The sequence below is a fragment of the Pseudomonas sp. NPDC088429 genome, from assembly GCF_044753305.1.
In the GTDB taxonomy this organism is placed as follows: Bacteria; Pseudomonadota; Gammaproteobacteria; order Pseudomonadales; family Pseudomonadaceae; genus Aquipseudomonas; species Aquipseudomonas rustica.
Map to the genome: position 1 here is coordinate 119,400 of NZ_JBIVMX010000003.1, position 12,089 is coordinate 131,488.

Genomic DNA, 12,089 nt, shown 5'->3' on the forward strand with positions numbered 1-12,089 from the left:
CTTGCCAGCCCTGATCCAACCTCGATTAACGGGCGCAAAATCACCGGTTGTGGACAGGCGAAAGAAGGGATTAACGAGGATGACGACGGCAAGACTGCGCTTGCCGATCGCCCATCAACCGGAGGGTGACGCGGCTCAGCAGGTTTTCATCATGCCGCCATCGACAGCCAGCACCTGTCCCGTCACGAACTGTGCGTCCTCGCTGGTCAAAAACAGCATCGGCCCGACAATATCGTTGGGCACCGCCATTCTCTTGAAGGCCTGTAAATTGACGATGCTATCGCGTACGACGTCGGGTATATGGCTGGTGCCCGGTGTCGCAGTCAGTGCGGGCGCGAGCGTATTGACGGTAATGAAGTCCTTGCCCAGATCATTCGCCAGTCCTCGGGTGAAGCCAATGATGCCCATCTTGCTTGCCATGTAATGGCTGACGCCAACGGCGTTGGTGACGATCGATGTCGAAGACACGTTGACGATGCGCCCCCAGCCATTAGTGCGCATCATCGGTACGAAGACTTTTGCGCTCAAAAACATACTGTCCAGATTGATTTCAAAGGTGCGTCGCCAGGTTTTGAAGTCCAGCGCATCGAAGTGCACATTGGGGTAGATCCCGGCGTTGTTGACCAGAATGTCGCAGCGACCGTAGTGGTTTTTGACGACCTCGCCGGCAGCGATCCAGTCGGTTTCCTGGCTGACATCACAATGAATGGCAATGGCTTGGCCGCCCGCCTCCTCAATCAGCTCGCAGGTTTGCGAAAGATCGGCGATGTCCAGCAGGGCCAGAGCGGCGCCTCGTTGTGCCAGTTGAATCGCCAGTTCCTGGCCAATGCCCTTGGCGGCGCCCGAAACAACGGCAACGCGATTTTTATGGGTTTGCATGGTTTTCACCTCAAGCATCTCGGGATTCATTGCAAAATGGCCAGCGTAAATTGCTCACGCTTCTGATTTCCAGATGATGCTGGACATTCCACCGTCTACGGCTATATCGGTTCCAGTGATATACGACGCTCTGTCGGATGCAAGAAACAGAGCGGCTTCAACAATCTCCTCAGCTCGGGCCGGGCGGCCCAGTGCCGCGTGTTTCCACAGTTGTCGCGCTGTCGGTAAGCCGTATTCATCAAGCGCTGGAGAGGGCTGCGCGTCTGGATCGGCAATCAGACCTGGACTGATACTTACCGAACGTATGCCGTATGGTGCGCCTTGGGCGGCAAGCATACGCGTAAGTGCGTGTACGCCTGCATTAGCCACACCGTGCGCAACTGCAGGAAAACCGGATAGCTCAAGATGGCCGGCAATCGACGCCACGTTGACTATTACTCCTTTTTGCTGTTTCAGCATTTGCGGCCAAACCGCGCGAGCTGCCACGTAGGCGATCGTCAACTCGTTGCGAATGGTGTAATTCCAATGCTCAATCGAGGCATCTTCAAAAGCGGCAATGCTGACACCTGCGGCATTGTTATAGAGGACATCGATTCGCCCCCAGCGCGATATGGCTTCATCTATCCATCGTTGTGCATCAATGGGGCTGGCCAGATCGAGAGGTTCCAGCGAAAAAAAATCTCCACCCTCCTCTCTCACCAGTCTGCAGGTTTCTTCAGATCGCTGGATTGCGACATCGCAGCCAAGTACTTTCGCGCCTTCTCTGGCAAACATTTGGGCAGCTATCCGCCCCATACGCCCGCCGGTTCCTGAAATCAGTACGACTTTGTCTTTGAACTCAGGCATCGCAACGATCCTGTAACGGTGGAAATTTCAATTTCGAAGCAGCTCCGAAATCGCGTTCGACGGACTCGTATTCAGCCACCAAAACGCGGCTCTGGCAGCCCTTGCACACCCAAACCACGAACCGCGAAAAGACTCCCGCGCATCACGTTGTCACCCGGATAGCGCGGCAACGGTGGCTTGGCCATCGAAGTGACAAATAACGTGTCCATGTCAGGCCCGCCGAAGTTGACGCTGGTGACCTTCTTCACCGGCATTTCGATAACCCGATCGAGGCTGCCATCCGGCGCAAAGCGGCACAGCTTGCCGGCGTAGACCTGAGCATTCCAGAGGTAGCCTTCGGCATCGACCGTGGAGCCGTCGGTGGTCGTCGTTTCGGTGAAGCCTGCTTTGGTGAACGTGCGACGGTTGGCGATGCCACCAGTTTCGAGGTCGTAGTCATACGCCCAGATTTCACCGGAAAAAGTATCGGAGAAATAGAACGTCGACCCGTCGGGGCTCCAGCACGGCCCGTTGGAAATCGCAAAACCTGAGTCGAGCGTATGCACCGACAGATCCGGGTCGATGCGAAACAGCGTGCCATCAGCGAAGCCCTCGCGGGTGTCCATGCTGCCGACGATGAAACGCCCACGGGCGTCGACCTTGCCGTCATTCAAGCGGTTATGCGGCTTGTCAGCCTCGGGATTGACGATCAGCTCGGTCTCGCCCGTGTCGAAGTCGAGGAAGTGAAACCCCGAACCCAGCGCCACAATGGCACCGCCATTACGACGCAGCGCCATCGAACCGATGGTGTCGGGCATTTCCCACGTACGCACCTCGCGCCCGTCAGCGGTGCAGCGATAAACGCGACCGCCGACGACGTCGATCCAGTACAGGCGCTGCTCCTGCACATCCCATACAGGGCCCTCACCGATGGTGGTTTTTACGTCCACCAGAACATCGATCTGCATGTTATCTCCTGGATTTTCCTGAACTGGATTGAGGCGATCCGACCCAAGCTGAACCGCGATATTGAACGGAGCTGCTTAGGCTTTTGGCGGTTCGGCAATTGTGATGAACACGCCGTAAGGGTCTTTGAAGCTGAACCAGGTCATGGTCAGGTTTTGCCCAGGCTTGCGGATGATGATGTCTTTGGGCTCGCAAACTACTTCGACACCTTCGTACGCGCTGATCTTTTCAAAAGCTTCGCGAGTGTTTTCAACCAGCAGTGCAAGACGGGTAATCCCGACCTGATTCATCAAGTCATACGGGCCATCGCCGATGATCGTTGCCGGTTTGGTGTACTCGATCAGGTTGATTTCGGTGGCGTGCTTGGCATCGGCGCCTGCGGTGAGGATGTGATGGGCGTAAATGCTGATCTCATCTTCGGCGAAACCCAGCAGCGGGCCATCCGCTTCATCGGTTCTGGTTTCGAAGGTCGAAACAAAACCCAGTACATCGCGGTAGAACTTGAGGGCCTGATCAACGTCCGGGACGGTGATGCAAACGTGAAGCAGTTTTTTAACCAGTGCGTTCATGACTTTTACCGCCCTTTAATTAGCCGTTCCAGGTGTTAGTGAGGTCGTAACGCGTTGCCCATTGGACGTCATACACCTTGTCGCCCCAGGTCTTTGTCTTGTCTTCACCGGCTTCAATGCGCGACGGGCTCTTCATCCAGTCTTCGAATTTTTCCTGGCTGTCGAATTCATAAATCGTCAGGTACGTCGGGCACGGCTGGGTGGTTACGCCGACGTGATAGGTCTCCTCGGCCAGTTTGAAGCGGCTGACTTTTCTCACGCAGTCGCCCTGCATCAACATCGGTACATGCACGTCGTCGTACCAAACATTGAACTTGTCTTCGTCTTCCGCTGAGCAATTGATGCCCACTGTCCAGATAACGCTCTGGTCATTCATGGTTAAGTTTCCAATATAAAAAGTTGCTCTTCGCCAGAGCCCCACAGTGGAATTTCGGGCAATAGAAACCCCAGACCACTTCCGTCAAACAATCGGAAGTGGATCCGTCGTTGCTATTAACTGATTATTTTTTGGCGATGGCTTCGAAGAACCGGACCTTGCCTTCTTCGCGATGACTGCGCAGCGTGTGGGTGGTCATCACTGGATGCTGTTCATACGCGGGTTCAGGCACATTCGGGTTGCCTGTCCAGGAAATCAGTCGGCACACGCGATTGCTGATGCGCCAGCCCTTATCGGTGCGCACCAGAATATCGTCGTACCAGCCACGGCCAACCCAGTCAGGGCCACCCACTGCCGAATCACGGGACAGCAGCCAGTCACCGTAGGTCAGCGCGTAGGCCGTATCGCCCTCCACGTGTACGCAGGAACCGGTCATGGTGTGCATGTGATTGGTCAGTGTTTCGTGGAAGTCCTTGAAGGCGAACTTCAGCGCACCGACCGACTTCCAGACCGCGCCGGCCGGCCCGAAATCGGCGTGGGCATCCTCGGTAAACACCTCGTCCAGCAAGTCCCAGGCGTGAGCGTCCAACGCGACGCCATACAGGTTGATGACATCAATAATTTCGGACTTGTCTTGTGTGACACTCATTTAAATTCTCCGATTTTTCCGAGTAATAAATTCTACAAACACGGGTTACTTGCAGTACTCAATCACTTCCAGAACGTTGTCGAACGGGTCTTTAAACGTCAGGATCTTGAATTTGCCGCCGGTTGGCGCGATCACCACTTGTGGCTCGCACAGGAAAACGATGTCGCCGCGCGCCTTGAGCTTCTCATGAATGGCATCGGTGTCGTCTACACCAAACGCCATACGGTTAATGCCAGCGTGGTTCAGCGGCGCGGAAGCGTTTTTGTTGACCACGGTTTTTGGCTCGACGAACTCGATCAGGTCGATAACGGTGGCGTTGTCCTTGTCTTTGCCGACGAGGTGGTCGGCATGGATTTCAATGATCTGGTTCGGGAAACCAAGGATTTCACCGGGCGCCCTTTCGTGGCGCAATTTGCCGATGGACTCAAGGCCGAGCACGCCACAGTAGAACTCAAGTGCAGCATCGATATCAGCGACGGTGATGCACACGTGAAACAGGCGATTGATATAGCGATCCATGGTGTTTCCTTATTTTAGGTGGTGTGAAAAATCAGGTTGATGGGTTACGGCAGGCATCTTTCGAATACCGGCTTCTCGGGTTTGGTTGCGGATAAGGGTGCAGAGGCCGCTGGCGGCGGTGCTTGTTCGGTGACCTCGACGACGGCTCCGACGCGTGCGCCGGGCAGCAGAAACCGCGCCAGTGCCGGGATCAGTACCAGGGCGCCGAGCATGTTCCACAAGAACATGAACGCCAGCAGCAGACCCATGTCGGCCTGGAACTTGATGCTGGAGAAATGCCAGGTCGCGACCGCCGCCGCCAGCGTGATACCGGTCAGCAACACCACGCGGCCGGTGAACTGCAGCGCCGTGGCATAGGCTTGTTTCAACGTGGCACCGGCACGCATTTGCGCAAGCGTTACGCTCAATACGTACAGCGCGTAATCCACGCCGATGCCGACGCCAAGGGCGATCACCGGCAAGGTCGCCACCTTGACGCCCATGCCCAGCGCGACCATCAAGGCTTCGGCCAGAATCGAGGTGAGCATCAGCGGCAGCATCGCCACCAGCACCGCTCGCCATGAGCGGAACGTCACAAAGCACAGCAGCGCCACGGCCCCGTAAACCATGAACAACATCTGGTACCAGGCCTTGTGAACCACGATGTTGGTGGTCGCGTCGATCCCGGCGGAACCGGCCGCCAACAGGAAGGTGGCGTCCTTGTCATTGTTTTTGGCGGCAAAGCGCTCGACCAGATCGACCACTTGCTGCAAGGTCTCGGCGCGGTGATCACGCAGGTAGGCGTACACCGTCAACAGGTTGCATTCTTCGTTGTACAGTTCACGTGGCGCCCGGGCGGTGATGGTGTTGAGCATGCTTTGATTGCTCGACAGGTCGTACCACAGCGGACTGCCCTCGTTCATGCCGACCATCAGGCGCCGTTGCAGCCGCGCAATCGACTGCGTGGATTCGACGCCGGGCAGATCCATCAACGCCCATTCCAGTTGGTCGACCCGACGCAATACGTCGTACTGGCTGCAGTTGCCTTCGGATGTCTTGACCATGATCGCGAAGAGATCATTGCTCGCGCCGTAGTTTGTAGTCAGGTAGCTGACGTCGCGGTTGTAGCGCGAGTCGGCTTGCAGCTCCGGAGCGCCAGGGTCGAGATCGCCCACCTTCAGTTGCGTGCCGACGGCAACGCCGACCACCGCCAGCACCAGCGCCGTGACGATCGCCGCCGTGGCACGACGGCCTTCGGTGAAACGCACCAGCCAGATAAAGAACGCACTGCTCTCCCCGGCGGCGGTTGCCGATTCCCGGCGCACGGCGCGCTCGGCGGCTTTACGGCTGACACCGACGTAGCTCAACAACACCGGCAGCAGGATCAGATTGGAAATCACCAGCACCAGCACGCCGAGGCTGGCGGCGATGGCCAGTTCGCGGATCACCGGAATGTCGATCATCAGCAGCACCGCGAAGCCGACGGCGTCCGCCAACAGTGCAGTCAGGCCCGCGAGGAACAGGCGGCGAAAGGTGAAACGTGCCGCGACGTAACGGTGTGTGCCCCGACCGATGTCCTGCAGGATGCCGTTCATTTTCTGCGCGCCATGGCTGATACCGATGGCAAAGATCAGAAATGGCACCAGCATCGAATACGGGTTCAGCGAGTAACCCAGCAGCGGCAGCAGGCCCAGTTGCCAGAGCACGCCGGTCACCGAGGTGATCACCACCAGCGCGGTGCTGATCACGTCACGGTTGTACAGAAAAACCATTGCCGCACAGATGATCAGTGCGATGAAGAAGAAGCCGATCACCTCCTGCATGCCATCCATGAGGTCGCCGGACAGCTTGGCAAACCCGGTGATGTGAATGGCCACCTCGTCACTGCTGTACTTGGCGCGCAACTGCTCAAGCTGCTTGGACAGCGCCGCGTAGTCCAGCGGTTTGCCGGCCGCGTCATGTTCCAGCAGCGGCACCTGAATCACCGTCGAGCCGCCGTTGACCGCGACCAACTGGCCGATTTCGCCCGAGCGCTGCACGTTCATGCGCAACTCTTCGATTTTGGCTGGCGAGCCGTCGTAGTGCGCAGGGATCACCTGACCACCGTCCAGTCCGTCTTCGGTCACCGCGGTCCAGCGTACGTTTGGCGTCCACAGCGATTTCATGAACGCGCGATCCACGCCTTGCAAGGTGAATACGTCATCGTTGATCTGGCGCAGCGTTTCCAGATAACGCGCGTTGTAGATGTCACCTTTGCGTGCCTCCACGGCGATGCGCACCGAGTTACCCAGGCCCGTCAGCTCTTTTTTGTGTTCCAGATAATTGGTGATGTACGGGTGGCCGGTCGGAATGGTCTTTTCGAAGCTGGCATTGAGCTTCAGGCTCAGCGCGCTGAAGCCCAGCAGGACGGTGACCAGCACGCACAAACACAGCACCAGGATGCGGTGGTTGAACACGGCGCGTTCGAGCACATTGCCCGAGCGCGGATCAAAGTCTTCGAGCCGGCAAGCGCCGGTCTCAGCAAGTTTCACTGTGGTCATGTCATTGAACTCTTATAAGGCGCGTCGAGTGAGCGTGCAGGTGGATGTCGTCAACCAAGCCGGGAGACTCCACCCATGCTGGTGGCCACCAACCCTCCGTCTGCAGCTTCGACCAGCGAGGTCAGCGGCACGCGTCGCGGCAGTTGCTGTTCGGCGAAATGGACACCACCGTCGCGACTGGCAAGCACTCGCCCACCCTGCGCCAACAGCATCACCCGACCATCGCGCAGCTCAACGCTTGAAAGAATCGTCAACGGCGCCGCCAGTTCGATCGCGTTCACGGTTGTACTCCCCGAGTCGATGCGGCACGCAGCCCCCAACAGCCCGGCAAAGACAAAACTCCCACCGAGCGTGGCCGTTGCGGTGAACAGAGTGCGTTCGGAAGGTGCCGCCAAGGCCGTGAAGCTAGCGCCATCGTCGTCGCTGCGCATCAGCACGCCCTGCTCGCCCGCCACCACCCAGGTCTTGGCATGGTGGGCAACCGCATACAGATGCATGCTCATGGGATTGACCAGACGCTCGCGGCAAGGCGTCCAGGTTTTACCGCCGTCATCGGTGCTGGCGGCGAGGCCGAAGGCGCCCACCACCATCCCGTGCAATGCGTCGGCAAAACAGATCGACAGCAGCGGTTTGTCTGCACCGTCATCCACCAGACGCTGAGCCTGCTGGACGCGGTGTTCGCGATCGGCATCGGTATCGGGCAACGCCTGCGCCTGAACGAGACTGGCCTGTGCCAGGGCGATTCCATCGGTCTGAATGGACCAATTCTCACCACCGTCAGAGGTATGCAACACAACACCACTGTGGCCAGCGATCCAGCCCTGACGGGCATCGACAAAACTCGCTGATGTCAGCGTCACACTGACCGGTACGCGGGCCTGGCGCCAATGCCGGCCGCCGTCGTCGGACAGCACGACCATGCCGCGTTCGCCCAATGCCACCAAACGCTCACCGGCCACCACCACGCGGGTCAGCACAGCCTGTGCTGCCCGTGGGGTCATGGTCGCCGGTTGGCCGAGCAGCCCAGGCATGGCTGCCGAAGCGAACGCTACCGTGGTAGAGGCCAGTGTCGGGGCCAACAACACTTGCAAACCCAGGCCCAACCCCACCAGCAACAGCCCGCGACGGGAAACGTCGACGCCTTCATTGTTATTGTTATTCATACCGGTCATCTCATCAGGTTCATCGTTCAAGCCAGATACAGTCTTTAGCGCACGCCCTCTCCAGACAGGGACTCGGGCGTGAAGATGCGGTCTGGCAACGTGGCCTTCAGGTCGACTTGTTTATCACGCGGGAAATAGGCAGAGGCGAAGTAGCCGCCGCCGATCAGGTCGTACGACATATAGCCTGCGACGATGGTGCCGGGACCTGCCGGGAACACGGTTGGCAAGTTGTACGTCACTTTCCACAGTTGCCCCTGGGCATCCCAACGTTCGCCGGCGACAGCGATCCAGGTGTCTTCATCCAGATACACGCGCAGACGCGGAATCACGTGGCGCTGACCGGCCTTGAGCGTGCCCTCCACCACCCACACCCGATGCTGCTCGAAGCGCACGAAGTCCGGGTTGACGGTCTTTTCAGACATGAGCTTTTCCAGCGACGGCGCCTGGTGATAGCTGTTGGTGTTGTACGGCACGTACATTTCTTTCTTGCCGACCAGCTTCCAGTCGTAACGTCCGATGGACGAGGAATACACCTCGACTTCGTCGAAATTGAGGATGCCGCCCGCCACCGGGCTCGGTACATCGCAGCAGGTCAGCGGCAGACGACGGACGCGACGCTGGCCGGTCAGGTAGACCCAGGTTTTAGACTCGATGTCGTTGATGTTGACGCGTTGCAGCAGGATCTCGCCGGCACGGATCGGCGGGCCGGACGTGTCGACGCGACGCACGACAATGTTGGAGCCGGCGGCCTGCCATTTCTCCAGGTTGCTGTTCTGGTCGTAGTAAGGGAACGAGCTCTTGGCGACGTTCTGCGAGACCGGAATCACTTTGCCTTCTGGCGTTACGCGAGCCAGGCTAGGCGTGGTCTGGTAGCTGGGGGTTGTCCATCGCAACAGGTGGTTCCAGATCGCCTCTTCCCCGTTTTTCGGAATCGGGAACGGGATGCCGCCGTAGGTGCCTTTCGGGAACGGACCGAGTTCGCCAGATGGATCCATTGTCGCTCGAGTGGCGTTGGCTAAGGTGTTGTCGTATACCCACTGCGGCGCCGCTGCGGTGCGCCGGGTTGGGAACACCTGAACATTGAAGCTCGGAAACTTCTTCAACAGGCCCAAGGTGCCTTCGGTCAACTTGTCTTTGTACTGATCGGCATTCTGCGCCGTGATAGTCAGCAGAGGCTTATCCTTGAACAGATCCGGAATCGCCGCTGAGTTGTACGAGTTGTCGACCGGATACCCCCCCTCCCAAGGCGGAATCGTCCCGTCCTTGTTGCCGGCACGCTCGGCGCCCAGAGGCGTCAGTGTGGTCTTTAGCTTGGCGGCTTCGTCTGCCGAAACAGCGGCTTGGACAACCGGTGCCGTCAGTACGGCGCACGTCAGAGCCAGCAAGGTCATGCGATTGAACATGGTCATTATTGTTTTCCCTTAGAAGGTGCGACGCAGCGAGACTGAGACGAAATCACGATCTTTCAAGGTCTGCGCGAAGGTGTACGTGCCGTTGACGCTCGGGTCGCTCGAGGCATACGTGGCGGTGTTTGCGCCGCCGTAGTAATGTGTGTACGCCATCGTGAAATCCCACACGGTCAGATAGTTACCGGCCAGCGTGAAGGTCATGTCGCCGCCATCGTCTGGCCCCATGATCGCCACCGGGGATTTGCCATTGTTGTAGCCAACGGTGAAGGAAGGCGTGAGGTCGAGGCCGTCCATGACGTTGCGCTGCGGTATTGCGTACAAGGCCCGCACCGCAGCAGCGCGTCGATCCAGATCCGGATCCATGACCGAGCAATTACTGGTGCAACTGGTCAGCTGGTTGTAGGCCACTTCCATGCTGAATGAAGGTTCGTCGGACATGAAGTTGCGCGGCATAGTCCAGATCATCGACACGTTGGCATGCGCCGAATTACCGATGGCATAAAACGCGTGGTTGTTGTTGTCCGCCTCTTGGGCTCCAACCTCCACCGGCAGGCTGGTCAACGGCGTGTCGCGACGTACGGAGATCTCTCCGGCGTAGTTGATCGTATCCACTGTCGTGGTGGCACTGATACCGAACGCCTTAATGTCCTCGGGGTACACCCATTGGTATGTTCCGAACCCGGCACCTGTGACAGGGGTGCGTCCTGCGTGTGAATAAAGCACAGGCGTTTTGGCGTGGTAGCGGATCGCGTAGGCACCCAGTTCCCAGTCGCCCAATTGCGTGCGCAGTCCAAGACCGAACTGGCCGCTATCTTTAGCCTTGATGTCAGCACCGCGCGACAAACCGATTCCCGGTAAACCTGGTGCAAAACGAATTCGTTCGCCGCCATCGGCGATGAAGTCGTTGACCGAGAAGTAGCTACCTGCGGCCGGCAAGCGAGTAGCTTCCCAGTCGTATTGGTAGTAACCCATCAGGGTCAGCGCTGGGGAAAACTGGATCTGCCCGGAAAACTGGCCCACCGGCCTGATGATTTCTTTGGTGGTCGATCCAGGTACCGAGGAAGCCTTGACCGCGTCCACCGGAGACTGGGTACCGGCAATGGCATTGGCGCCGAAGAACAGACTCTCGCCCCACAGCACGGTGTGTTGGCCCAAACGGCCACTGACTCGCGCGTCTCCGACGTCAGCACCACCAAAAACGAAGGCATCGAGAATCTCGGCCTGACGACCGTGCAGATCGCGGGTGTCGTGGGTGAAATGGTCACTGGGCACCGACAACGAGTTGTTGGTCGCTGGCGAGTTGTTATCGTTTTTCTGGTTATAGACGTCGTCGTACCAGGCCGCGCCGCTCACGCGCAGGCCGTAATCGTCGTGAATCACCAGATCCATCTCGGACAGCACATCGAGACGGTTGGAAATCAGCCGGCCTTTCTTGAAGTTACGGTCGCCATCGTCAGCGTTGAGCGCCGCCGGTCCCTTGCCGCCACCCGGCGTGGCAGGAACGTTTTGGGTCAGCGTGTCATCCTGATCCTTGAGACGCATACCGGCAGAGTATTTGAACGTGTTGTCCCAGCGCAGTTTGATGTCAGGGTTACCCACATCAATCGGTGCGGCCAGCGTCGAGCCTGCCGCCATCAGGCTGGTGGCAACCAGCATGGAGCGAAGACTCTGGCGATACAAAACGTCGTGCGGCACTGCAAATCTTATTTTTATTATTTGCATTTTTGCTACCTAGAGGGATTGTGTGACGCATGAACTCCGGTTGCTGATCTGCCCGATTACATGAACGTTGGCCAGTCACAGCGACCCACAAGAAAAACCTCCCATGAAGTTGTGGTACCGGTTGAATTCATGCACGGACGAATCATGTGCAGGCAACACAGAGTCTTGGTTTGAGATAGTTTTATTGTCCTCAACCCTGACTGTGTATCTGTGTTGGCCCGAGTATATGCAGGCCCTTTTCGGCCTGAACAATGATAAAACCCGCTACACCGCAGCCAGAAAACTGATGGTGCAATGAAGGCGCGGATTCTTTGGGGGAAGGCGCAAAGAGGCACGGCTGCGAGCGCCGAAAAGGCTTGCAGACAAGGGGGAAAGACGCAGGAAATCTGATCGGGATCTGGCAGGACTGGCAGAGATGGCAGGGATGGCAGGGAAGAAATTGTGGCGAGGGGATTTATCCCCGATGGGCTGAGAAGCAGACCCAAACCCTGCC

General features: G+C 58.1%; 11 protein-coding genes. All 11 read right to left on the minus strand.

Translation table 11 applies throughout. The features are described from left to right. Nucleotides 1-135 precede the first annotated feature (135 nt). The 11 genes from ACIP66_RS03395 to ACIP66_RS03445 all read right to left on the minus strand — a co-directional run bounded on the left by ACIP66_RS03395 (nucleotide 136) and on the right by ACIP66_RS03445 (nucleotide 11,530). On the minus strand, nucleotides 136-879 hold the full coding sequence (locus ACIP66_RS03395) for an SDR family NAD(P)-dependent oxidoreductase (RefSeq protein ID WP_282351947.1): 744 nt from the start codon (nucleotides 877-879) through the stop codon (nucleotides 136-138). Between the two features lie 54 nt (nucleotides 880-933). Continuing rightward, the gene (locus tag ACIP66_RS03400) at nucleotides 934-1,725 is read right to left on the minus strand and encodes an SDR family NAD(P)-dependent oxidoreductase (protein WP_400645420.1); all 792 of its coding nucleotides are present in this window, start codon (nucleotides 1,723-1,725) and stop codon (nucleotides 934-936) included. Between the two features lie 71 nt (nucleotides 1,726-1,796). After that, a complete protein-coding gene (locus tag ACIP66_RS03405; protein WP_212551028.1) occupies nucleotides 1,797-2,672 on the minus strand; it encodes an SMP-30/gluconolactonase/LRE family protein in 876 nt (291 codons plus the stop codon). A 75-nt stretch (nucleotides 2,673-2,747) separates the two neighbouring features. After that, entirely contained in the window at nucleotides 2,748-3,239 is a 492-nt protein-coding gene (locus ACIP66_RS03410; protein ID WP_017337778.1) for a VOC family protein, read from the minus strand. A 19-nt stretch (nucleotides 3,240-3,258) separates the two neighbouring features. Then, nucleotides 3,259-3,615 carry a DUF4286 family protein gene (locus tag ACIP66_RS03415; RefSeq protein WP_017337777.1) on the minus strand — a complete coding sequence of 119 codons (357 nt, stop codon included), beginning with the start codon at nucleotides 3,613-3,615 and terminating at the stop codon, nucleotides 3,259-3,261. A 124-nt stretch (nucleotides 3,616-3,739) separates the two neighbouring features. Further along, nucleotides 3,740-4,264, minus strand: coding sequence for a nuclear transport factor 2 family protein (locus ACIP66_RS03420; RefSeq protein WP_017337776.1), 525 nt, complete (start codon nucleotides 4,262-4,264; stop codon nucleotides 3,740-3,742). A 45-nt stretch (nucleotides 4,265-4,309) separates the two neighbouring features. Continuing rightward, entirely contained in the window at nucleotides 4,310-4,783 is a 474-nt protein-coding gene (locus ACIP66_RS03425) for a VOC family protein (protein WP_134421495.1), read from the minus strand. A gap of 44 nt (nucleotides 4,784-4,827) precedes the next feature. Then, nucleotides 4,828-7,302, minus strand: coding sequence for an RND family transporter (locus ACIP66_RS03430; RefSeq protein ID WP_282351975.1), 2,475 nt, complete (start codon nucleotides 7,300-7,302; stop codon nucleotides 4,828-4,830). Between the two features lie 50 nt (nucleotides 7,303-7,352). Continuing rightward, a complete protein-coding gene (locus ACIP66_RS03435) occupies nucleotides 7,353-8,465 on the minus strand; it encodes a WD40/YVTN/BNR-like repeat-containing protein (protein WP_400645427.1) in 1,113 nt (370 codons plus the stop codon). 44 nt (nucleotides 8,466-8,509) lie between these two features. Next, nucleotides 8,510-9,874, minus strand: coding sequence for a DUF1329 domain-containing protein (locus ACIP66_RS03440; RefSeq protein ID WP_400645430.1), 1,365 nt, complete (start codon nucleotides 9,872-9,874; stop codon nucleotides 8,510-8,512). A 12-nt stretch (nucleotides 9,875-9,886) separates the two neighbouring features. Beyond that, a complete protein-coding gene (locus ACIP66_RS03445) occupies nucleotides 9,887-11,530 on the minus strand; it encodes a DUF1302 domain-containing protein (RefSeq protein ID WP_400645433.1) in 1,644 nt (547 codons plus the stop codon). Nucleotides 11,531-12,089: the final 559 nt, after the last annotated feature.

What these genes read in the sequence shown, in the direction of transcription:
- ACIP66_RS03395 (WP_282351947.1), bottom strand. Translation starts at nt 879, where the DNA reads ATGCAAACCCATAAAAATCGCGTTGCCGTTGTTTCGGGCGCCGCCAAG.
- ACIP66_RS03400 (WP_400645420.1), bottom strand. Translation starts at nt 1,725, where the DNA reads ATGCCTGAGTTCAAAGACAAAGTCGTACTGATTTCAGGAACCGGCGGG.
- ACIP66_RS03435 (WP_400645427.1), bottom strand. Translation starts at nt 8,465, where the DNA reads ATGAATAACAATAACAATGAAGGCGTCGACGTTTCCCGTCGCGGGCTG.
- ACIP66_RS03410 (WP_017337778.1), bottom strand. Translation starts at nt 3,239, where the DNA reads ATGAACGCACTGGTTAAAAAACTGCTTCACGTTTGCATCACCGTCCCG.
- ACIP66_RS03420 (WP_017337776.1), bottom strand. Translation starts at nt 4,264, where the DNA reads ATGAGTGTCACACAAGACAAGTCCGAAATTATTGATGTCATCAACCTG.
- ACIP66_RS03405 (WP_212551028.1), bottom strand. Translation starts at nt 2,672, where the DNA reads ATGCAGATCGATGTTCTGGTGGACGTAAAAACCACCATCGGTGAGGGC.
- ACIP66_RS03425 (WP_134421495.1), bottom strand. Translation starts at nt 4,783, where the DNA reads ATGGATCGCTATATCAATCGCCTGTTTCACGTGTGCATCACCGTCGCT.
- ACIP66_RS03430 (WP_282351975.1), bottom strand. Translation starts at nt 7,302, where the DNA reads ATGACCACAGTGAAACTTGCTGAGACCGGCGCTTGCCGGCTCGAAGAC.
- ACIP66_RS03440 (WP_400645430.1), bottom strand. Translation starts at nt 9,874, where the DNA reads ATGACCATGTTCAATCGCATGACCTTGCTGGCTCTGACGTGCGCCGTA.
- ACIP66_RS03445 (WP_400645433.1), bottom strand. Translation starts at nt 11,530, where the DNA reads ATGCTGGTTGCCACCAGCCTGATGGCGGCAGGCTCGACGCTGGCCGCA.
- ACIP66_RS03415 (WP_017337777.1), bottom strand. Translation starts at nt 3,615, where the DNA reads ATGAATGACCAGAGCGTTATCTGGACAGTGGGCATCAATTGCTCAGCG.